Below are 22,566 nucleotides of genomic sequence, written 5' to 3' on the forward strand. Positions count from 1 at the left end.
ATTATAGTTTTTCAATATTTATGGTTTCAGTTAATTCAACAATCTGATCATCCCCCGTTATGGTAACATACTGTTCTTTTACAATATTTGCAGTTCCTCCCCTAACATCCTCAGAATAGAGGAAAATCCGGTATGTTCCTTTTATCAGATGCTTAAATTCAAATGTCCCGTCATCCTGTGTTCTGATACGGTCATCATAAAACGTATGATTACCATAAGTGATGTATATTTCCTGCTCCTGTGCCGGTGTTATATCCTTTACAACAAGATTAGGATAGGTGGTAGAGTTTTTATAATTGATTACCATTACTTTACCCCTTATAGCAGATGATCCTTCATCCCACTCCTTAATTTTATAGGTATACATGGTATCAAGATGCATACTTACATTATTGGACAGGCTCACGTTATATTTCATTTCCACATCGGGCTGGGTATGATCCGCAGTGTCGTCTGAGAGATAATACAACGTATAGTCACCTCCCCAGATATTGTTAAATTCAAACTGACCATTATAGCTTGTTTCAACCTTATCATTAAATGCAGTATTGCCTTCAAGCATGATATATACATCCTCTGCTTTAGCCGGCCCTTCAGACAAAAGAATAGAAAGGTCGTCGTTATATATTCGTTCTATAAGCACACCGTTAAGTGAGCTGCTTCCCTCATCCCAGTCTTTTAACTTATAGGTATACAATGATCCGAGATCAAATGATTCGTTTTTACCCAGTGTTACATGCTGAACCATCTCAATTTTTGGTTTAGAATTATCCGAAGTATCATCTGACATATAATAAATGGTATATTCCCCCGGCCATAAATACTGAAACGAAAATTCACCGGTATAGCTGGTCTCGACCTTATCATCAACGGATGTATTGTTACCGAATACAATATATACATCTTCAGCCTTCGAAGGCGCTTCAGACAAAACTGCAGAAAGATCTTTATTATAGATTCTTTCAATCAGCTCGCCTTTAATCTCGCTGTTGCCTCCGAATCCCTCTTCCTGAGAACAGGATGTCAAAACTATAATTCCCGCAACCACAAGCATGCAGAGGAATTTTGCCGAAACATTCTTTATCATTTTGTAAAATTAGTGTTAATTCTTGAAACAATCACCCTTTAAGCGCGCTAAAAATAATAAAATAATTTTAACATTACAATACAATTGTATCAAATCTGCAACAGATTTGTAATATCAGTAATTCTCCCGTCTGAAATATGCCCAAAGTACAAAAAAAATTAAATCCGACGGTGTCGCTTTTGGCGATTGCATTTTATAATATCGTGGTTTTAGTTATATTTGCTTGCCAATTTCCAAGCATAAAAATTGATGTATGATTAGCTATATTAAAGGTGAAATTGCCGATAAATTTCCAACGCATGTTATCGTTGATGTACAGGGAATCGGATACCATATAAATATTTCCCTTAATACCTATACACAAATTGCCGAACAAAAGAAGATTCAGTTACATATTCACGAAATAATACGAGAAGATACACATGAATTATATGGTTTCTGGTCGGTACGTGAGCGTGAAGTCTTCAGGCATCTTATATCGGTATCGGGCATTGGCGCAAATACGGCAAGAATGATGTTGTCATCGTTGAAGGTTGAAGAACTGGAACAGGTTATCATATCCGGAAATGTTAATGCATTGAAAAGCATAAAAGGAATCGGGTTAAAAACCGCGCAGCGCGTTATTGTAGATCTGAAAGATAAAATCGGAAAATCTGCTTCATCAGCCGAAATATTTACGCCGGCAGACAATACTATAAAGAATGAAGCGTTATCTGCTTTAGTTATGTTGGGCTTTACACGTAATGCTTCAGAAAAGGCCGTAGATAAAGTGTTAAAAACATCAGAAAATAATGCCGTAGAAGAAGTAATTAAACTTGCCCTAAAACAGTTGTAAGTATTTGATGAGGTTGATAAAAAAAGTGCATTGGAATCTGTTCAGACTTAAAATAGTACTACCCGTTTTGTTCAGTACTTTTTTGTTTTTGTCTTCGTTTGGTCAAACCAGCGATACTACCCTGTTATATCCGGTAAAGAGTATTCAGTCTGATCCATATACACAGGAAGACGCCTCAGGTGTAGACCTTAAAAATCCAAAAAACTTTAAACAGGTTACCGAATACGATCCCGAAACAGGAAACTACGTCATACGGAACATGGTGGGTGATGTGGAAGTAGGCTCACCAACCCTGATGTCTTATGAAGAATACAAGAAATACGACATGGATCGTTCGCTAAATGCGTTTTGGCGTAATAAACAACTGGAGGAAGCCGGCAGAAAAGAGGGTGGTCCACTTGATATTAATATTAACCTCGGCAAAGCCAGCGCTATTTTTGGTGAAGGCGGTATAAAACTTAAGCCTCAGGGTTATGCTGAGTTGCAGTTTGGTGTAAAAACAAATAAAATTGATAACCCTGCCCTGTCTGAGGATCTCAGAAAAACCACCATTTTCGATTTTGATGAAAAAATTGTATTGAGTGTTGCCGGTTCAGTGGGAGACCGGATCAAAATGAATATGGATTATAACACCGAGGCTACATTTGACTTTGACAATACCATTAATCTGAATTATGAAGGCAAGGAAGATGATATTGTTAAAAAAGTGGAAGCCGGTAACGTCAGTCTTCCTCTTGGAGGATCACTCATCCGTGGTAGTCAGAGCCTGTTTGGTGTAAAAACAGAACTTCAGTTTGGAAAACTTAGCGTCGCGGCTGTCTTTTCACAACAGGAATCCGAAACAGAAACCATGACGCTGAAAGGTGGTGCCACCTCAAGTGAATTTGAAATCAGGGCGGACGAATATGATGCCAACAGGAACTTCTTCCTGACGCATTTTTTTGAAAAGAATTACAACAGCTGGATGAAAAATATTCCGGTCATCATGTCCGGTCTGGTCATCAACCGCATTGAGGTTTGGGTCACAAATAAGCGGGGTGATTACGACAACTCAAGAAATATTGTTGGTTTTATGGACCTTGCTGAACCGGAAGCTGCAGACATCTATAACAAGAAATGGACGCCCAGAACTGCAGGAGAAAATCCAACCTATATTGCCCCTGCCAACAAGTTTAACACCTTATATCCCGAATTAAACACCACTTACAGCGGATTTCGCGATATCAGCAATATTTCCACAACCTTTAACGGTGTAATGCAGGGTGGTGTGGATTACGAAAAAATTGAAAATGCCAGGTTGTTGTCCCCCAATGAATACACCCTGAATAAAAACCTGGGATACATCTCTTTAAATACAGCCCTGAATTCGGACGAAGTCCTTGCTGTAGCATTCGAATATCAGTACAGGGGTAAAGTTTACCAGGTAGGTGAATTTTCCACCGACAGTATCCGCTCGCCACAGGCACTGGCGGTTAAATTACTGAAAGGTACCAACCTGAGTCCTCAATTAAAAACCTGGGATCTGATGATGAAAAACATCTATTCCCTAGACGCCCGGCAGGTAGATCGTGAAGGGTTCAGATTTGAGGTCATGTACCGGTCAGACAGTCTGGGAACCAACATAAATTACATTCCTGAACCGGGATTAAGAGACGAGCGGTTGCTGAATCTGATGAATCTGGACAGGTTAAATTCACAGAATGAACAGGGATCGGACGGTTTCTTCGACTGGGTACCTGGATTAACGGTAATACCCGACAGGGGAAAAATTATATTCCCGGTAACCAAACCATTCAGCTCTGAATACCTGAGTACACTGGAAAACATGACACCTGCACTGGCACAAAAATACGCCTACGACTCCCTTTACACCCAAACAATAACGGTGGCTACACAGGATGCTGAAAAAAATAAATTCATTCTGGAGGGATCATATAAAGCTGCTTCCGGTTCAGAAATAAAACTGAACGCCTTTAACATCCCACGTGGTTCGGTGGTTGTAACAGCAGGAGGACGCACGCTTACTGAAAATGTGGATTATACTGTTGACTATGCCTCCGGCTATTTAAAAATACTGAACCAGGCGATCCTGGAATCCGGAACACCGATACAGGTTTCCATGGAGAACTCAGCAACCTTCAGTCTGCAGAAAAAGACCATGATCGGCACACATCTCGATTACCGGTTCAACGATGATTTTACTCTGGGGGGTACTATTATGCACCTTTATGAAAGGCCATTAACCCAAAAGGTTTCAATTGGTGAAGATCCGATTTCGAATACAATCTGGGGCCTAAACGGTGCTTATAAAGCAGAAATGCCATTCCTGACAAAACTGATCGACAAACTGCCGTTAATCGAAACCAAAGCGCCATCATCCATTGCTCTGAATGGTGAATTTGCCCAATTGATTCCGGGTCATGCCAAAGTGATAGGCGGTGGCGGTTCTGTTTACCTGGATGATTTTGAGGCTACAAAAATCGGTATTGACATTAAACACTATTTTTCCTGGAAACTATCATCAACACCAACTGAAATCATCGATGCAACCAATCCGATAACCAATCTGGATTACGGCAAACACCGGGCACGTATCGCATGGTATACAATTGACAGGCTCTTCCAGTATGACAACAGCAACCTGATGCCGGGACACATTAAAAATGATCCGGGAATGCGTTCAAATCACTATTCACGTGCAGTGAGCGAAAATAACCTTTTCCCGAATAAAGATAATGCCTACGGAGAATCGACCCTGATTCCGATATTAAACGTTGCATACTATCCAACAGAAAAAGGACCTTACAACTTCAGTCTCGACCTGGATCCCCAGTCCGGTAAAATGAATGCCCCGGAACAAAACTGGGGTGGTGTGATGCGCAGAATGGAAACCACGGATTTTGAACAGGCCAACATAGAATATATTGAATTCTGGGTGATGGACCCGTTTATTTATGATGATTCGGAAGAAAGAGCCGGTAAACTTATCTTTAACCTCGGTGAAATTTCAGAAGATGTGCTGAAGGATGGCCGGAAATCATTCGAATATGGTCTGCCGGCAACCAGTGAAGTAACAGGACTGGTTGATACCACTTCATGGGGACGTGTGCCAATTAAGCAGTCTCTAACCCAAGCTTTTGCCAATACCGAGAACAGCAGGATATATCAGGATGTAGGTCTGGATGGCCTGAACGATGAAAACGAAACGACCTTTTTCAGCGGCTATCTTGATTCACTTTCAAGAATAGTGACAAGAGGAGCAAACAACTATATCGACAGCCTCTTTAATGACCCGGCGCAGGATGACTATCATTACTACAGGGGATCGGATTATGATGCAGCTCAAACCAATATTCTGGACCGGTATAAGCTTTATAACAATGTTCAGGGCAACTCGCCAACAGATGCGCAATCCAGCGAACCCTACTCTACCACAGGAACTAACCTTCCCGATGCTGAAGACATTAACCAGGATAATACACTGAGTGAAAATGAAAATTACTACCGGTATGAGGTTGATCTTGATCCTCGTCAGATGAAAATCGGTGGGCAACGGTACATTACCGATGTTAAAATGGAACACGTAAAACTGGCCAACGGTGAAGAAGATTCCGTAAAATGGTATCAGTTCAGGGTTCCGGTATCAGATTACGATTCAATTGTAGGTTCTATTTCCGGTTTTAAATCCATCCGTTTCATGAGGATGTTTCTCGAGGATTTCAAAGAACCGGTTATCCTTCGTTTTGCCTCTCTGGAACTGGTACGCGGTGAATGGAGAAAATATACGGTACCTCTTGATGAGATAGGCGAAAATAACCACAGGGATGCCGGTGTTATTGATATCGGATCGGTGAATATTGAGGAAAACAGCGACAGGTCGCCGGTGAATTATGTTCTTCCTCCGGGAGTTGACAGGGTAATTGATCCGGGGCAGCCACAGCTACGTGAACTGAATGAGCAGTCCATGACCTTAAAAGTTCTCAACCTTGCTCCCCAGGATGCCAGAGCTGTGTACAAAACACTGCAAATGGATATGCGTCAGTTTAAACGCCTTCAGATGTGGGTTCATGCCGAAGAACTGGTCAATGCTCCAGATGTGAATACAAACCTGGAAGATGATGATCTCTCCATTTTTATCCGCCTGGGTTCTGACTTTAAAAACAACTATTACGAATACGAGATACCATTAAAGCTTACACCGGCAAGGATTTACAATAACGATAATACCACTCACCGTGAAATGGTGTGGCCGGCTGAGAACAGGTTCGATATTCCTTTCGATCTGCTGACAAACTTCAAACTGAAGCGGAACAGGGAATCCAGGTCATCCGGAAGTGATGTGAAGATTTCCCAGCGTAAAGGAGAACCGGTACCGGAAAATCCGACACACTGGGTATATGTAAAAGGAAACCCGTCGTTAAGTGATGTCCGGACCATTATGATTGGCGTACGCAATAAACGTCGTCAGTCATCGGAATTCCGTTCAGGTGAAGTATGGGTGAATGAACTGCGCCTGTCGGAGTTTGAAGAAGACGGTGGTTGGGCAGGTATCGGTAGCATGTCACTTAAACTGGCCGATCTTGGTACAGTGAACATGTCTGGCAGTATCAGCACAGCTGGATTCGGGGGACTGGAGCAGAACCTGATGGAACGTCAGATTGATGACCTGAGCAGTTACGATATTTCAACTAATTTACAGTTGGGCAAATTCTTCCCTCAAAAGGCTCAGATCAGCCTGCCGGTTAATTACTCCTTTTCCAAAGATGTGGTGAGCCCTAAATATAATCCGCTTGACGAAGATGTAAAACTTCAGGATGCTATTAATAACGCGACCACGCAAACAGAAAAAGACTCTATCAAAAATATGTCACTGGATGTGACAACACGCAAAAGCATCAGTCTTCCCAACGTCAGAGTTGGCTATGGTGGCGAAAAGAAACAGTTCTTCGACCCGAATAACGTTTCTATGAACTTTGCTTACAACGAAACGGAACGTACCTCTCCTACCATTCAACGGGACTTATCCAAGAACTTCAGGGGCGGGCTGCAGTACAGCTACTCCACTTCGGCAAAACCGGTAGAACCATTCAGAAAAGTCAAATTCCTGGATTCTGATTACCTGGCACTGATCCGTGATTTCAATTTCTATTATCTGCCCTCAACATTCAGTTTCAGGACAGATATGAACCGGAATTACAACGAGATGCTCTACAGGGACATCAGTAATACAGGAATTGAATTACCATTGTCAGTGAGTAAAGACTGGTACTGGAACAGACAATTTGATATAAAATACAAACTGACCAATTCGTTACAGTTGAGCTTAACATCGCAATCCAATGCACTTGTTGGTGAACCTGAAGGATTTGATCAGAACAATAACCCATTATCACTGAACAGGAATACGCAACGGGCGTATTACGAGGCCTGGCAGGATTCTGTGATGCAAAGCATTCGCGAATGGGGTCGATCGGTAATGTATCATCAGGTCTTCAGCGCCAGTTACAGTGTTCCATTCTCGAAACTCCCTCTTCTGGACTGGATTTCAGCCGATGGGAGCTATAATGCGACATACGACTGGCAACGTGGTGCAAACTCGTTGAAACCAAGCTATTCTGAAGACGGAACAAGTCTGTTTTTGGGTCACACGATAGAGAATGCCCGGAATATCAACATCAATACAACATTGAACTTCACCGGTCTGTATTCCAAGTGGAAATTTCTGGATGATGCCAATAAGAAATATGGCCGTGCAGGAGGAAACCGTTCAGGTGGAGCCAAAAAAATGGTGACTGTCAGGTTTGAGGATAAATATAATTTCCCTGAAGGAGAAAAAGTAATCATCAATCATAAACTGGGAAGTAAAACCCCGAATGTAAGGATATACGATGCCGAAAACAAGCAGGTGATGGGTAAACGCAACATAGTGGATGAAAACACCATAGAGTTTACAGCGAATCAGACTGTGGATGGTGCTCGTGTTGTCATTACTGCGCGGGTACAGGAAAAGAGCAATCCGGTCATTGAAGTTCTTCAACGCACAGCACGTGTATTGATGGGGGTTAAAAATGTATCAGCAAACTACACCAGGAACAACAGCCTTATCATACCGGGATTTGATGGGGAACCCAATCTTATAGGTCAGGATAACATCGGCGGTATGCCGGCTCCCGGTTATGCATTTGCTTTTGGTAGTCAGAGCCGCGATATTATCGATAAAGCGAACAAAAACGGATGGCTCATTAACAATGCGTTGATGACAGATCCGTATATCAGTCAGCAAATGGAACAGTTCCGTGGTCAGGCATCCATAGAACCAATTAATGGTCTTCGGATAACCCTGAATACCAGCTGGGCTCAAAATGAAATTATCGGGGCGAATTACTTCTATGATTCCGAAAACGGAAACAGGTTCATCCCTGAAGCCAATAAAACAATGACCGGTAACTTCTCTATGTCATGGATCTCCATCCGCACGGCTTTCGAAAAAATACAGGAAGATGACAACTATACGTATAAACCATTTAACGATTTTGTACTAAACAACAGAAATATCATAGCCCGCAGAACAGGTAACGCTGATCTGAATTCGCAGGAAGTTCTTATACCTGCATTTCTGGCAGGCTATTCCGGTATTGATGCCAATACCATTAAAATTCATCCGAATGGAATGCCTGACATTTTCAGCCAGCTTCCAAACTGGAATATTCGCTATGACGGTCTGTCCAAAATACCATTGCTTCAAAAATATTTCAGGAATGTAACGCTGAATCACAGTTACACTGCAACCTATAACATTGCAGGGTTTAATACCAACCTCTCAACCGGCAGACTTGAGATTCCCACTGTAAATATTACGGAAGCACTGAACCCGCTTTTAAATGTGGATATGGCATTTAAAAACAGTCTTACAGGATCGTTGGAAATGAGTAAAATGCGGAACATCATGCTCAATATCAGCAACAACCAGGTCGTGGAAACCGTCTCAAACGATTTCTCTGTAGGTGTGGGTTACCGCTGGGACAACTTTAACCTTATTATAAACAGTGGTGGCCGGTCAAGAAACGTGAGCAACGATCTTAACCTGAGGGCAGACTTCACACTGCGGGATATGAAAACCATCATCCGAAAGATAGAGGAAAACTATAATCAACCATCAACAGGTCAGAATGCACTGAATATTAAGTTTACAGCCGATTATACATTAAGCCGGAGTGTGACTATCCGATTATTTTACGATAGACAGGCCATTAATCCTCTGGTATCCACATCATTCTCTACGGCCACATCTAATTTTGGTGTAAGCTTTAAATTTCAGTTGATACAGTAAAGGTCTGTTTTTATATCTGTGTAGAATCACTCAACCATTTAAGTCAGATGCATCCAATTCAGTCAACTGAGTTCACGAAATACGAATGTGGAATAGGATTTAGGAATTTTGTATGTTCTGTACTTACGAGCATAGGCATGGAATGTTCCTGACCCAAATTAAACTTGAACTTCTTAAAGTAACGATTTACGATTCACGGCTTACGATTAACGACGAACAATTCTAAAAGTTTCTCGCTGATTTACGCTGATGCTTGCGCTGATTTCCACAGACATAGTGCCGAATTCTTATTCCATATGATACGAATCTTTATTCCTAATTCGTTATTGATTATCTATGTAAAACATGGCCGTGCAGAACATGGCAATTTCCATATGCAGTTCCTGTCGGCCATTGTATATGGTAGAACAATGCAACGAAATACTATCTCTTTCGGGACCTACGGCCCTCTGATTTAATTCTGATGATTTTGTGCTACCATACTTTCGCCTCTATGAGGCTTGTTTTTTGCAGATATCAAAGATTCCGGGTTACTGAGTATTCCGGTTTCAATTCGCAATGTATCCAAGTAACGATTTACGATTAACGGCTTACGATTAACGACGAACAATTCTAAAAGTTTCTCGCTGATTTACGCTGATGTTTCCGCTGATTTCCGCAGACATAGCGCCGAATTCTTATTCCATATGATAAGAATCTTTATTCCTAATTCGTTATTGATTATCTATGTAAATCATGGCCGTGCAGAACATGGCAATTTCCATATGCAGTTCCTGTCGGCCATTGTATATGGTAGAACAATGCAACGAAATTCTATCTCTTTCGGGACCTACGGCCCTCTAATTTAATTCTGATGATTTTGTGCTACCATACTTTCACCTCTACGAGGCTTTATTTATCGAGCAAATTACCAGTTCCCGGTTACTTAGTGTTCCGGTTTCTAACCGAAATGTATCGAAGTAACGATTAACGATTCACGGCTTACGATTAACGGCTTACGATTAACGGCTTACGATTAACGGCTTACGATTAACGACGAACTATTCTAAAAGTTTCTCGCTGATTAATGCGGATATTAGGAGCTATCGGGAAAGCTCCGTAGGAGCGTAAGTATGGTAGAAAAATATATGAAATGAAAAACATGGCCGTGCAGAACAAGTAAATTTCCAAATGCAGTTCTTGTTGTCCATTTTATATGGTAGAACAATGCAACGAAATTCTATCTCTTTCGGGACCTACGGCCCTCTGATTTAATTCTGATGATTTTGTGCTACCATACTTTCGCCTCTATGAGGCTTTATTTATCGAGCAAATTACCAGTTCCCGGTTACTTAGTGTTCCGGTTTCTAAACGAAATGTATCGAAGTAACGATTCACGATTAACGGCTTACGATTAACGTCTTACGATTAACGACGAACAATTCTAAAATTTTCTCGCAGATTTACGCTGATGTTTGCGCTGATTTACGTGGAAAGCTCCGTGAAGCGTTAGTCCTGTAAAATCCTGAAATCCGAAAACTCATTCCCAGAATTCCTTACACCTTTCACTTTCGGCTTGTTTCAGGACGGAAAATCCCAGATCAATGGCTTTTTGAAAATCTGCACACCCCTCCTCTTCCATTCCGATACTGTATTTAGCCAGACCACGCAGAAACCATGCATTTTTATTCTCAGGATCCAGATCGATCACCTTGTTGCAATCGGTGATGACCATGTCCATACGATCAGGAAACCAGGTCCCTGCACGGTTAATATAAACACGGGAATCTGTGGAATCTACATCCAGGTAGGCTGTAAAGTCTTCTCTGGCCTGTTGTGGATCGGCAGTAGCCATATACATTCTTGCCCGGTTTAAATACAATGCAGGATCAGCACCGGATCTTGCCAGAGCTTCATTTAACTGTTGAAGCTTTTCAGAAAAATCCGGATAAACCCAGAACCCCATTGTGGACTTAACCCGTCCGCTACAGGTATCTGTAATCAGATCAAAAGAAATATAATAATCTGTTTGGTACATTTTATAAACGCCCGGCCCCGGACAGGTTACACCCTCTAAATCGGTAAAGGTAATGGTATCGTTGCTGACCGCATAGTTGCTGACAACCTCTATGGTACTGTCATTTCCAAAATCAACACCTAGAGTGCCATCAGGACTAAAGTTCAGGCTTACAGGCCCCTGCATCGACATGCGCAACACCTGCATATCCAATACGCTTCTTTTTGCCTGTTCTTCTTTACCGTCTTTTTTTGTGGTCTTATTGTGACAAGCACCTAATAAGAAAAGTACACACAGGAATAAAAGTGGAGTTTTCATGGGACAAAATTTGGACGATTAATAATGTTATGTAACAAATTTAGCTTTTAATCTTTTGAATGTAAAGGCATTGTACAAGATTATTTATTTTAAGGTTGAATCACAATTTTTCGACTCCCTGTAAAATGAGCAGCATCCCGGATCAGGATAATATAAACACCGGCTGCTAATCCTGACAAATCCACCGGCGAAAGCTCACTTTCAATTATGACTTTGCCTGAAAGGTTATAAACAGAAATTCGGGTCTGATCAGTATTTTGCGATAAAATCAGTTGATTTTCTTTAATTATATAAGTCAGGACATCTTCAGTTGCAGTTTGCATGAAATCCACATTCATCTCTTTAAGGTTTAAACTGAATAGTGCTGCCTTTCCTGTTACACTTACTTCCGATGTCACGAGGTAATGCTCAGAACTGACAGCTGCAATGCCTTCTATTTTTGCTGAAAACCCTTGAAATACATCCAGTTTATACCGCGAGTAGGATTTAACAGCCAGTGGGGTGCGGTCAAAGCCATCAATACTGATAAGCATCGGGTATTCATCGCTGTAGCCTGATAAAACAATTTTTCCGGTATACCGGTTATATGTTGCATCCGTAATCAGTCCAAAAGTATTAAAGCTGTCCCTCAGTACAGCCAGCTGTTCACCGGGTGTTTTGGCAAGCTTGTAGATATTACATTTTGCATTTCGCCAGTTTTTTGTGAAGATCCATAACGAATCACTGAAAGCCAGAAAGGCTTCTGCATCATAATCCGATGCATAGGGTTCCGCTGTAAAAGTGCTTTGATCCGCATAACGGAATCGTATAGTATCCACCATAAGAGAATCCGCATCGCCATACAGATAATCGTCAAGAGAAAGACGGTAGATTTTCAGGTTGGTACGTGCGCCGTAGTTATTACCAAAATCCCCAACATAGATATAATCATCGTCTGAACAAACTGCTTCCCAGTCCGTATTAGATGCATTTTTAAGGAATATGGTACGCTTAATGCCACCTGAGACCGTATCAAGTTCAAACAGTTCCGGCAGGCCTTCAGAATCGTTGTGAGAGATCAGCCTCCCGTCAACTATTTCCAGACCAGAAGATTCTGAAACAAGATTGTCTAAATGACAGATGGGATGCAGCTGCTGAGGCCATAGTGTGACTGAATTCAGGACAAATAAGAGAACCAGATAAAGAACCAAATGAAAATGAAGGTCTTGCTTATACATGCGAATCAAACTTTACCGGCACATAATAAAAACTTCCGGCTAAACAGAAACCGGAAGCTTTTATTTGATACAACTCAGTAGGTTATTTCATACCTGTCTGAAACGCTGTCAGCCTTGTATGAAAAGTCAAACAGAACCTAAATTTACAACATAAATCACTCGTCGTCAAGTGCTTTTATATGTTATAATTTACAAATATGGAAATTACCTACTAAGTTACTGGGATAAAATACTGACTTTTAATCCAGTCTGAAGTGATACGTGATTGTACCTATCTGCTTTATTGGTGCGGTAGGATTATCGTTGAACCGGGCTTTTAATGCGGCTTCTTTGGCCACCCTCCACAGTTCAGAATTTTGTGTGGTTGAACCTTTCAATATCGGCGTGGCACTGATAACTCTACCGGAACGGTCCACCTCAATCTGTACCACAACAATTCCTTCTTCCTGTATATTGTATGCCGGCTGAGGAAGAGATCCATTCAGGCTTCTTCCTGTCAGGCTGAAACCACTGCCTTTATTCCCAAGTCCTGATCCGGAATAGGTTCCTGTATTGGCAGCTCCGTTAGGAGATCCCTGGTTGCCGGCATCACCGGTCTGGCCTTCACCGGAGGTATTGTTTGTTCCTGCACCACCACCAAAAGCATTCTGCGTTCGCTGGCGTATTTCTGCGGCTTTACGTTCGCGTTCCAGACGTTCCTGTTCCAGGCGTTCCTGCTCTTCCCGTTTTTTCCGTTCAATCTCTTCCAGTCGTTTACGCTCGGCTTCCTCAGCGGCTTTCTTTAATCGTTCAGCCTCTGCAGCTTCTTTCTGCTTTCTTAATTCTTCCGCTTTCCTGGCCAGTTCCTCCTCTGTCTCCTGTTTCCGTTTTCCGCTCTCAATCACTGGTGCCTCGTCAAAATCCTGGGTTTGTACATCTTCTTTTACGTCCTCCGATGTTTGCGGTTGCGTTTTGACCGGTTCAGAAACCTGGGGAGATTTAGGCTTGGAAGCCGGTTTTTCTACTGAAGGAGCCGGTTCCTGTGGACCGGAACCAACAACAGAATTACCAAAATCCACCAAAATACCTTCTTCCGAATCCGGCATTATCGCCTTAAACCCGAAAAAAATCAGCAATAAGAGCATCACCACAACTGATATTATGGTGTAAATTGTTGCTTTTGTATTTTCTTTTTTGTGTTCCAAATCGTATTATTTTCCCCTTGTGGCCAGAATAAGTTTGTATTTGTTCCTCCGTGCTATATCAAGAATCCTGCCAACTTCTGAGAATGGTACATTCTCGTCCGTATGCAATGCGATATAAATATCAGGATCCAATGTCAGCTTTTCCTGCAGTTTTGGCTCTATCTCATTAAAGTTTACCTGCTCGCCCTCAATATAGTAATGCAGATCCGAAGTTATGGATACCGTTGTATTTGGCTTGGCAGATGTTTGGTGGGCACCAAACGGTAACTTCAGTTTCCTGATCGCTACCGGTGTCACCAGTGTGGATGTAATCATGAAAAAGATAAGCAAAAGAAATACAATATCAGTCATGGATGACATGCTGAATCCTGAATCTACCTTATTTCTTCTTCTGAATCCCATTTATTTTATATTTAAAGCCACCTGGAAATTATTGTCCTTTGCCAGGTTCAGCACAGTCACGGCCTGTTTAGTCGTTACGCCTTTATCAGTGGTCAGATTGATATATGTTTTGGACGGATCATCAATAACAGAACTGATTTCCTGTAATAATCCGGCTTCATCCACCCTTTTCCCATTCACAAAAAAGGTACCTGAACTGCTTACCCGTACTGTGATATAATTACTGATCTGTTCGGTCTTTGTTTCGGCTTTTCGTGGCATTAACAGTTTCAATGCATTCGGGTGAACCAAGGTAGAGGTAACCATAAAAAATATGAGCAACAGAAATACGATGTCGGTCATTGACGACATGCTGAATGATGCATTTACCTTGGTTCTGCGTTTATAAGCCATGAAACGAAAATTATGCCGGTTCGTTTAACAGGTCAAGAAACTCCATGGTTGAAGATTCCATCTTATGCACTACCTTGTCCACACGGGCAACGAGGAAATTATATGCAAAATAAGCTATAATCCCTACAATAAGACCAGCCACAGTGGTTACCATCGCAGTGTAAATACCATTGGACAGCAATCCAACGTCAATGTTGTTGCCGGCATTGGCCATATCATAAAACGCCCGGATCATTCCGATAACCGTACCCAGGAAACCGATCATTGGTGCACCACCTGAAATGGTAGCCAGAAAAGCCAGCCCCTTCTCCATCTTGGCAATTTCAAGATTACCGACATTTTCAATGGCAGCATTCACGTCTTCCAGCGGCCGGCCTAAACGGGTGATTCCCTTTTCAATCATCCGGGCAACAGGTGTTTTGGTCTGCTCACAGAGATTAATGGCAGAATCAATTTTATTGTCCGAGATATAATCCTTTATACGGTTCATAAAACCCGGATCAACTTTGGATTTTTGTTTGATAACCAGAAACCGTTCGAAAAAGATATACAGGGCAAAGATGAAGAGAAGAGCAATCGGAATCATTATCCAACCACCTTTTAATGCCAGATCAAAAAAACTTATACCGGTCTGAGCAGCCTCTTCGGTTGTATCACCAGTCAGCACCGGCATGTCACCCTGAGTTTGTGCCAGCATAAACAAGAAAGAATTCATATAGTTTGCTTCTTTTATGGTTTACTTAATAACGCAACGCTAAATTAATTATTTTCCGTCAAAGAGAAATGGATTGTTAATTGTGTGTTGAAAGGTTGAATTAAATGTAGAACTGACAATGAATAACGAACAATTCAGAAAAAAAACTAAAGCATAAACTGTCTGCCGTTAATTATTCTTTATTCACTTTTAATTTCTGTTGTCTGGTTAAAGCTTCAGAGATTCTGATCGGAATAAAATGAAGCCAGTAATTTTTATGTTGTACTGGTATTTTTAACGGATAACGATGACTGTTAGTTGTTCATGCGTATTTTTTCATAAACCGCAATCATTTCGTTGGCATGTTTATCAATTTTAAAGTGTTTTTCCACACCTTTACGTGCATTGTTACTGGTTTTTGCATGATGCTCCGCGTCATCAAGTAATGTTCTTAAAGCCTGTTCCAGTTCGTCCGGTGTATTGTTTTCGTAAATAACCCCACCGTTTGTTGTATTAATAATCTCAGGGAAAGCACCCAATGCCGGCTGAACCATAGGAATTCCGGATGCCATGGATTCGATCATATATAACCCAAAAGCCTCACCGTTTCTTACAGGAACAGAAATCATAGAAACCCTTTCAAAAAAGGTATGCCTCGCCTCTCCTTCAAACTCATCCAGTACTTCAAAATGGTCCGTCAGTCCTGCTTTTTTTAGCTTATTCAGGTTCTGCTTAATAAATTTAGTATCTGCACCCGTTGATCCACCGGTCAGGATCAGTTTGACATCTGCATATTTTTCATCATTCTTTAAGCGGATAAACGCATCCACCAGGATATCCATGCCATTCTCATGACACATGCGCGAGACATAACCAATATGCCGTTCACCTTTTCCCCGCTCAAAAAAACGGTAGTCGTCAGGATTAACGCCCAGGTGTATGGTATGTAGTTTATGATCCGGAATATCCAGAACGGGTTTCATCCGTTCAGCAAAGTAACTGCTTACCGAAATATAGGCATCAATTTCTTTTCCCTTATCGGCCATCAGTTTCCATACGCCTTCACGCACTCCGGGCTCCATTACATCCACCCAAACATCCTCATCCTGTAATGAACAGACAAGCGGAACATTCAACTTTTGCTTCATTTTGTGTGCCAATCCAAGGAGCAAAGCATTTGAAATATGAATTACATCGGGTTTGCAGTGTTCGGCAATCCAGTCGGTCATCCTTTCCAGTTCCTCTTTTTGCTTGCCATCCTCTCCCATCAGCATCGAAATGGTCATATCTTCCAGTCCTGTTGCGTCGGTTGATCCTGACATTCTAGCCGCAAACTTTAACATGGGTCCCGAATTAAGCAGCTTATCAAACCACTTCGGTGCTTTTCTGAAAACAGGCATCAGCTGCTTCAGGTAAATACTGATGGCACCATAAAATACCGGTGTGTCACCCAAATCGTGTTCATCGGAAAAGAGCGGCAGGTACATCGGAATTTTTACCACATTATGTCCCTGTTCACGTAAGGCCTCAACGAATTTACTGTCGCGCAGACAGTTGCCGCAGTAGAACGATCCGCCTGATCCGGGAATGATTTGAATGATATTCATACAAGTGTGTTTTTAATGAGGAAAACAAAGATAATCAATTTCATTTTTCACCAAGACAATAAAGATTACCATCCTCGGCAGCCACCAGAATTTTCCCATCCACAACGGCCGGTGTTCCACTGATAGCTGAACCAAGCTCATAGCTCGTCAGAACTTTCCCGTTGTTAAGATCAAGGATAAGTACATCGCCACGCATATTGGCTGCCAACACTTTTGATCCACTGATTACCGGGGAGGCATCCACCCTGCTCCCTGTATTATATTTCCAGATGACTGAACCGTCGGACTTATTAAAACAGTACAGAAATTTATCCCGACAACCTGCAATAACGGTTTTACCGCTTAATGCCGGTGAAGCTATGAACGCCAGATTTTTTGTCGCATCCTCCCAACGCCATTTGATACTTTTATGAGCAAGATCAATAGCTGAGAAGCGTCCGTCATAGTCCCCCGTGTAAGCCATCTTATCTTCCAGTGCGGATGATCCGGCAACATAGGTTGCCACCTCAACCTTCTCTCTGAGTTTACCATCCGGCACACCGATAACGTGCAGGAAACCATCGCAACCTCCAAATATCACTTCTCCGTTTAAACACGCCGGAGCACCATTGATATAGTTATCTGATTCATATTTCCACAACAGCTTACCGGATTCAGGGTCAAGGGCATACAAAAAATAGTCATAACTGCCAAACATCAGAGTCGTTTTACCCTGCCAGGTGTAGACCACTGGTGATCCCATAATCTGTCCATCAGTTTTATACTGCCACTTCTCCTCACCATTCTTTAGATCAAGACAATGCACACTACCTCCCAGATCACCTACATACACATAAGCGCCATGCATGGTTGCCGGTGCTTCAAATCCGCTTTCAGAGGTATATGTCCAGACCTTTTGCCCCTGCATATTTACCGCATACAGGATACCGTCCATCGAAGCAACAACGATAGTACCTTTACAAACAACCGGACTGCTTTTAAACTGATCCCCTGAGGCAAAAGTCCATAGTATTTCGGGATCAGCAGGTAAGGCAGATTGAGTCACACCGGTAAGAGCCGGATCACCCCGGAAAACCGGCCAGCACGATTTGGTCTGACTGTTAACCGAGAACGTGATAAGTAATAATAATAACATTAAAAGTTGTCTCATAAACCAGTGTGAAGCATTAAATTTAAGTGCATAATATACAAAGTTTTTATTAAAACCGATATCCGGCCTAAGTGAAAAATTCGTTTAATGATCCTGTTTTGCCGGGAATAAAACCTGTATGATCTACTGCAACTGTACAACATTCATTTTTCACATCATGTTCCAGAAACAGAATATAATTGTTCTGAACTGCTTCTTCAAGAAAATGATGTTTTTCCTGCGCTGTGAGCAAAGGGTTGATATCGTAAGCTGAAATCCACATATGTTGTACCGAAGCTGCCAGTGGTATCAGATCAGCAGCATAAACCAGTGTGATATTTTTAAACCGTATAATCGGCACCAGTTGGCCGGGCGTATGTCCGTTAAAAATCTGTAAGGAAAAACCCGGAATTAATTCAGTCTCATTGTCCGGAAATAGCAAATTTCCGCTTTCAGAAACCAGCTTCATGTCTTCAGGGAAATAGGAATCGGACTCAAGCAAATTGGGGTTAAGGTAGTTTTCCCATTGCGCTCTGCTCACCCAGTATTTTGCATTTGGGAATGTTAATACAGGTTTCGTTATCCTGTTGTTGTGCTGCACACTTCCACCACAATGATCAAAATGCAGGTGTGTAAGTACCATATCAGTGACATCATCAGGCGTATACCCCACTTTACTGAGGGATGTAATCAGTTCCGTCTCCCTATTCAACTCATAAGACGCATAAAACGCCTCACTCTGCTTGTTTCCCATTCCGTTATCTATTAAAATCACTCTGCTCCCGGTGTCAACCAACAGAGAACGCATGGAAAGCAATATGTTATTGTCTGCATCAGAAGAATGCCATTTACTCCATTGTTTTTTTGGTATAGTGCCGAACATGGCTCCCCCGTCCACCTTAAAAGTTCCGTTCTCAATACTATATAATTTCATGTTATAACCTTTGAGATCCACAAATATAGCACATAAAATCCACCTGAATTTCAATGCATTATTTATGTTGATTTTAGATTGAAATTTGCCTAATTTTAGTAGTGAAAAACCTTAAAATACAGAGTATGGAAACCCTGCAATCAGAATCAGTATCTTATTTTGTAGTCTTTAATGAACGCTTTGAGAATCAAAAAGACTTTATCATTCAGAACCTGGAAAACCGTTTTGGGAAGACTGTTCCTAATTTTACCGAAGACGTGGAAATCACCTTTCTGGACTCCAGTCATTATGGAAAAGGCTACAGCCTGAAAATCACTGCGCCGCTTATGCTGGAAAATCTTTTGCACGAACATTTTTTAACCAGCAGCAAAGCCATGGCTATTATAAAGATTGACTAGTTTATTACTTTTTGGCTCTCGAATATTGGAGCGGCCATTCAACATCGACGTTCAGTTCTGAGGCAGCATGTAAAGCAAAATAGGGATTACGAAGCATTTCCCTTGCCATCAGTATTAAATCTGCCTTGTTTTGCTGAAGAATTGATTCTGCCTGCTCTGCATCAGTGATTAAGCCAACTGCACCCGACATGATACCAGTCTCATTCTTTATGCGATCAGCAAACTGAACCTGAAATGCCGGCTCAACAGGAATTTTTGCATAAGGCACCAGACCGGCAGAGGAACAGTCAATCAGGTCCACCCCCCTGCTGTATAAAACAGCAGCCAGCTTTACAGACTCATTGAGATTCCACCCTCCCTCAACCCAATCGGTGGCAGATATGCGCACAAACAGGGGCAGATGATCAGGCCATACAGTTTTAACCGCATCTGTAATTTCAAGTAAAAAACGGATCCGGTTTTCAAAACTACCACCGTACTTATCAGTTCTCTGGTTAGAGATGGGTGATAAAAACTCATGAATGAGATATCCATGCGCCGCATGCAGTTCAAGCACCTTGTAACCTGCTTTTAACGCCCTTTCAGCTGCCTGTTTAAAATCAACAAAAACTTTTTCTATCCCGTTAGAATCCAAAGCCTGCGGTGCCGCATCCTGTTCAAAAAAAGGGACAGCAGAAGGAGCTACTGTTACCCACCCCCCATGATTTTTATCCAGTTGTTTGCCACCATCCCAGGGTCTGGCGCAGGATGCCTTTCTCCCCGCATGAGCCAGCTGAATACCGGCTACCGATCCCTGTTCATGAATAAACGAGGTGATTCGCCGCAACATTTCGATGTGTTCGTCCTTATAAATTCCCAGATCACCCGGTGAAATCCTTCCTTCCGCTGAAACAGCTGATGCCTCCTGTATAACCAGGCCTGCACCTCCTGTTGCACGGCTTCCCAGGTGAACCAGATGCCAGTCGGTAGCAAAACCATCAGACGATGAATACTGACACATAGGAGAAACAGCTATCCTGTTTCTGAATGTGACATCTTTAATTTTTAAGGGAGAAAACAATTTTGACATGCTATTGTATGCTTAAATGTTCTACAATTTATATTCTTTCATCTTATCGCGGTTGGCATTGGTACCAAACACATAAATCAAGGTCTGACCGGGCTCTTGTTTTATATCAAATGTGACTGCACCACGAACCTGCCAGTAATCTTCGATGGCAAACTGCTGTTTTGTTTCCGGATCCCACATTTCCGGAGCACCAGCCAGGGTCCCGAACCGTCCTCGGAATGTAACTTCTTCATCTGATAAATTCCTAACAACAAAAAGGTCTATTCCGTTATAATTATACTGATTCCACTCTAGATTCAGATCAGCCGGGTATTTAAACTGTGGCTCAACTTTCATCATTTCCAGTACTTTATTTGGCTGTACATCATTAACAATGCCACCGCCTCCGAATTTTATGGTTCTGAAATCGTTCAGGGGTAAGTCTTTGACCGGACTGTCCGGTACATCGTATGCAATTACACCACCGTCAGAAACTATTTTTTTATACGTGGTAAAATCAGATACTGCATTGGCATACAGCAAATGGTATACCTGCTTATCGATGGTTATGGTCTGTTCACCAACACCGGCTTTAGCAAGATCCACCGAACTGATTTCATGAAATGCATAGCCATTAAGATATAGACTGTCAAGGTAAACTTTTGACGGTTGCATGGCAGTATCAAGCAAAACCGCCACATCATAAACCGGTTCAGCAAGATCGGAAATTCTCTGCAGACACAAATCGGCATTTCCGTCTTCAGCAAAGGCGTTCTGTAATGCGTCACTACTTTTACCGTGGCTGCAGGCTGTTAAGACCATAGCTATCATCAATAGGGGAAAATTGTATGTTCTGAACATAACGATGTGATTCTATTAGTTTGTTTTCCCTCTATTAACCTTTACAGCAGCCAAAATGTTTGACCGACTCAACTTAATTATTCTAAATGACAGTTGTGAATGTTAAAATTTAATCTGCCCACTAAACCATTTAACAAATTTTAATGTTTTAAAGAAAAACTGCGTTATGGAACTGTTAAATTCTTTCGGAGAAATCAATTGGTTATCTGTAGTCGTTTCCTCCATTGCAGCATTTGCAATCGGTGCTGTATGGTATTCACCAATCCTTGTAGGAAATGCATGGCAAAAGGAAATAAACCTGTCATCTGATGAATTAAAAAATACAAATATGGCCCTGGTATTCGGTCCTGCCTTTGTACTAACATTTATCGGTGCAGTGTTATTGGAATTGTTGCTGGGATCTGATGCTACAATTTCAGAAGGTTTAATTACCGGCCTGATTGTAAGCATTGGGTTTATTACGACTGCTTTGGGAATTAATTATTTATTTGCCAGACATTCGCTGAAACTTTTCCTGATTGATGCAGGTTACTTCATCATCTTTTTTGCTGTGATGGGTATTATCCTGGGTGCCTGGTAATCAGAGCCATTTTTCGAAACAGCAAAACAAATCCTTCTTTTTCCGGAGCACAATGTTTCCGGTATACCGGTACTGCATTTTCTCAAAAATGTGCAACATGGGTTTGTTTTTACAATTGGTATCAGAACGTAAAGATTTAACTCCAAAATCGGCAGTCAGTGTTTCTGCAAACTCCATCATCTTTACCCCGAGGCCTGTTCCTGCAAACCGGCGGTTTATTACCATACGGTGAATAACAAGACTTTTGGGAGGCGTTTTCCAGTCTGGTGAAAAATATTCCGGCGGTTGCTCCAGATTCAGACAGATAAATCCTGCAATCTCATTTCCAAGGTTCATTTTATACAGTGATCCGCTTTTAATGTCTTTTTCAAATGTATTGGAAAGCGGATAATCGCCATCCCATTGAAAATTTCCTATGGAATGCATAAATTTCTTGGCCTCCTCAACCAGATTCATTATTTCAGGCAAATCACTTATATCTGCCTTTTGCATATTGTAGCTTTGTTCTGTCCCCATAACTGAAAAATCGGCGGTTTATTACCACGTCGGTTTT

General features: G+C 41.7%; 17 protein-coding genes. 4 read left to right on the forward strand and 13 right to left on the reverse strand.

All coding sequences use genetic code 11. From position 1 onward, the window contains the following. Position 1: 1 nt before the first annotated feature. On the reverse strand, positions 2-1,087 hold the full coding sequence (locus ACE1EF_RS04035) for a hypothetical protein (protein WP_375719334.1): 1,086 nt from the start codon (positions 1,085-1,087) through the stop codon (positions 2-4). A 253-nt stretch (positions 1,088-1,340) separates the two neighbouring features. Between ACE1EF_RS04035 and ruvA the strand changes: the two genes are divergently transcribed. After that, entirely contained in the window at positions 1,341-1,922 is a 582-nt protein-coding gene (gene ruvA, locus ACE1EF_RS04040; RefSeq protein WP_375719335.1) for a Holliday junction branch migration protein RuvA, read from the forward strand. Between the two features lie 7 nt (positions 1,923-1,929). After that, a complete protein-coding gene (gene sov, locus ACE1EF_RS04045) occupies positions 1,930-9,252 on the forward strand; it encodes a T9SS outer membrane translocon Sov/SprA (protein WP_375719336.1) in 7,323 nt (2,440 codons plus the stop codon). Between the two features lie 1,519 nt (positions 9,253-10,771). Here the strand turns inward: sov and ACE1EF_RS04050 are convergent. The 9 genes from ACE1EF_RS04050 to ACE1EF_RS04090 all read right to left on the reverse strand — a co-directional run bounded on the left by ACE1EF_RS04050 (position 10,772) and on the right by ACE1EF_RS04090 (position 19,126). Beyond that, entirely contained in the window at positions 10,772-11,566 is a 795-nt protein-coding gene (locus ACE1EF_RS04050) for a tetratricopeptide repeat protein (protein WP_375719337.1), read from the reverse strand. Between the two features lie 89 nt (positions 11,567-11,655). Then, the gene (locus ACE1EF_RS04055; RefSeq protein ID WP_375719338.1) at positions 11,656-12,783 is read right to left on the reverse strand and encodes a T9SS type A sorting domain-containing protein; all 1,128 of its coding nucleotides are present in this window, start codon (positions 12,781-12,783) and stop codon (positions 11,656-11,658) included. Positions 12,784-13,022: 239 nt separating this feature from the next. Continuing rightward, positions 13,023-13,967 (reverse strand): TonB family protein, encoded by a 945-nt coding sequence (locus tag ACE1EF_RS04060; RefSeq protein WP_375719339.1) that lies wholly within the window; start codon positions 13,965-13,967, stop codon positions 13,023-13,025. 6 nt (positions 13,968-13,973) lie between these two features. After that, entirely contained in the window at positions 13,974-14,369 is a 396-nt protein-coding gene (locus ACE1EF_RS04065) for an ExbD/TolR family protein (RefSeq protein ID WP_375719340.1), read from the reverse strand. Then, positions 14,370-14,762, reverse strand: coding sequence for an ExbD/TolR family protein (locus tag ACE1EF_RS04070; protein WP_375719341.1), 393 nt, complete (start codon positions 14,760-14,762; stop codon positions 14,370-14,372). Positions 14,763-14,772: 10 nt separating this feature from the next. Next, positions 14,773-15,477 (reverse strand): MotA/TolQ/ExbB proton channel family protein, encoded by a 705-nt coding sequence (locus tag ACE1EF_RS04075; RefSeq protein ID WP_375719342.1) that lies wholly within the window; start codon positions 15,475-15,477, stop codon positions 14,773-14,775. Positions 15,478-15,770: 293 nt separating this feature from the next. Next, on the reverse strand, positions 15,771-17,063 hold the full coding sequence (locus ACE1EF_RS04080; RefSeq protein ID WP_375719343.1) for a glycosyltransferase family 4 protein: 1,293 nt from the start codon (positions 17,061-17,063) through the stop codon (positions 15,771-15,773). 40 nt (positions 17,064-17,103) lie between these two features. After that, on the reverse strand, positions 17,104-18,213 hold the full coding sequence (locus ACE1EF_RS04085) for a beta-alanine-activating enzyme beta-propeller domain-containing protein (RefSeq protein ID WP_375719344.1): 1,110 nt from the start codon (positions 18,211-18,213) through the stop codon (positions 17,104-17,106). 67 nt (positions 18,214-18,280) lie between these two features. Further along, a complete protein-coding gene (locus ACE1EF_RS04090; RefSeq protein WP_375719345.1) occupies positions 18,281-19,126 on the reverse strand; it encodes an MBL fold metallo-hydrolase in 846 nt (281 codons plus the stop codon). A 125-nt stretch (positions 19,127-19,251) separates the two neighbouring features. Here ACE1EF_RS04090 and ACE1EF_RS04095 point away from each other — a divergent pair, with 125 nt between their 5' ends. After that, positions 19,252-19,524 (forward strand): hypothetical protein, encoded by a 273-nt coding sequence (locus ACE1EF_RS04095; protein WP_375719346.1) that lies wholly within the window; start codon positions 19,252-19,254, stop codon positions 19,522-19,524. A gap of 4 nt (positions 19,525-19,528) precedes the next feature. Here ACE1EF_RS04095 and namA read toward each other — a convergent pair whose 3' ends face one another. Then, complete coding sequence (namA, locus tag ACE1EF_RS04100; protein ID WP_375719347.1) at positions 19,529-20,593, reverse strand: NADPH dehydrogenase NamA; 1,065 nt, start codon at positions 20,591-20,593, stop codon at positions 19,529-19,531. A gap of 21 nt (positions 20,594-20,614) precedes the next feature. Then, positions 20,615-21,433 (reverse strand): hypothetical protein, encoded by an 819-nt coding sequence (locus ACE1EF_RS04105; RefSeq protein WP_375719348.1) that lies wholly within the window; start codon positions 21,431-21,433, stop codon positions 20,615-20,617. Between the two features lie 166 nt (positions 21,434-21,599). Between ACE1EF_RS04105 and ACE1EF_RS04110 the strand changes: the two genes are divergently transcribed. Beyond that, positions 21,600-22,013, forward strand: a complete 414-nt coding sequence (locus ACE1EF_RS04110; protein ID WP_375719349.1) for a DUF1761 domain-containing protein — start codon at positions 21,600-21,602, stop codon at positions 22,011-22,013. On the opposite strand, the gene ACE1EF_RS04115 is transcribed toward ACE1EF_RS04110, so the two are convergent. Beyond that, complete coding sequence (locus ACE1EF_RS04115) at positions 22,014-22,529, reverse strand: GNAT family N-acetyltransferase (protein ID WP_375719350.1); 516 nt, start codon at positions 22,527-22,529, stop codon at positions 22,014-22,016. Positions 22,530-22,566 lie beyond the last annotated feature (37 nt).

It is taken from the genome of Quyinboa sediminis, assembly GCF_042219855.1.
In the GTDB taxonomy this organism is placed as follows: Bacteria; Bacteroidota; Bacteroidia; order Bacteroidales; family UBA5342; genus JBHJHP01.

Excerpts from the sequence above, each read along its gene's own strand:
- ACE1EF_RS04055 (WP_375719338.1), bottom strand. The coding sequence starts at position 12,783 with ATGTATAAGCAAGACCTTCATTTTCATTTGGTTCTTTATCTGGTTCTC.
- ACE1EF_RS04075 (WP_375719342.1), bottom strand. The coding sequence starts at position 15,477 with ATGAATTCTTTCTTGTTTATGCTGGCACAAACTCAGGGTGACATGCCG.
- ACE1EF_RS04070 (WP_375719341.1), bottom strand. The coding sequence starts at position 14,762 with ATGGCTTATAAACGCAGAACCAAGGTAAATGCATCATTCAGCATGTCG.
- ACE1EF_RS04090 (WP_375719345.1), bottom strand. The coding sequence starts at position 19,126 with ATGAAATTATATAGTATTGAGAACGGAACTTTTAAGGTGGACGGGGGA.
- sov (WP_375719336.1), top strand. The coding sequence starts at position 1,930 with ATGAGGTTGATAAAAAAAGTGCATTGGAATCTGTTCAGACTTAAAATA.
- ruvA (WP_375719335.1), top strand. The coding sequence starts at position 1,341 with ATGATTAGCTATATTAAAGGTGAAATTGCCGATAAATTTCCAACGCAT.
- namA (WP_375719347.1), bottom strand. The coding sequence starts at position 20,593 with ATGTCAAAATTGTTTTCTCCCTTAAAAATTAAAGATGTCACATTCAGA.
- ACE1EF_RS04085 (WP_375719344.1), bottom strand. The coding sequence starts at position 18,213 with ATGAGACAACTTTTAATGTTATTATTATTACTTATCACGTTCTCGGTT.
- ACE1EF_RS04035 (WP_375719334.1), bottom strand. The coding sequence starts at position 1,087 with ATGATAAAGAATGTTTCGGCAAAATTCCTCTGCATGCTTGTGGTTGCG.
- ACE1EF_RS04080 (WP_375719343.1), bottom strand. The coding sequence starts at position 17,063 with ATGAATATCATTCAAATCATTCCCGGATCAGGCGGATCGTTCTACTGC.
- ACE1EF_RS04095 (WP_375719346.1), top strand. The coding sequence starts at position 19,252 with ATGGAAACCCTGCAATCAGAATCAGTATCTTATTTTGTAGTCTTTAAT.
- ACE1EF_RS04065 (WP_375719340.1), bottom strand. The coding sequence starts at position 14,369 with ATGGGATTCAGAAGAAGAAATAAGGTAGATTCAGGATTCAGCATGTCA.
- ACE1EF_RS04115 (WP_375719350.1), bottom strand. The coding sequence starts at position 22,529 with ATGGGGACAGAACAAAGCTACAATATGCAAAAGGCAGATATAAGTGAT.
- ACE1EF_RS04110 (WP_375719349.1), top strand. The coding sequence starts at position 21,600 with ATGGAACTGTTAAATTCTTTCGGAGAAATCAATTGGTTATCTGTAGTC.
- ACE1EF_RS04050 (WP_375719337.1), bottom strand. The coding sequence starts at position 11,566 with ATGAAAACTCCACTTTTATTCCTGTGTGTACTTTTCTTATTAGGTGCT.
- ACE1EF_RS04105 (WP_375719348.1), bottom strand. The coding sequence starts at position 21,433 with ATGTTCAGAACATACAATTTTCCCCTATTGATGATAGCTATGGTCTTA.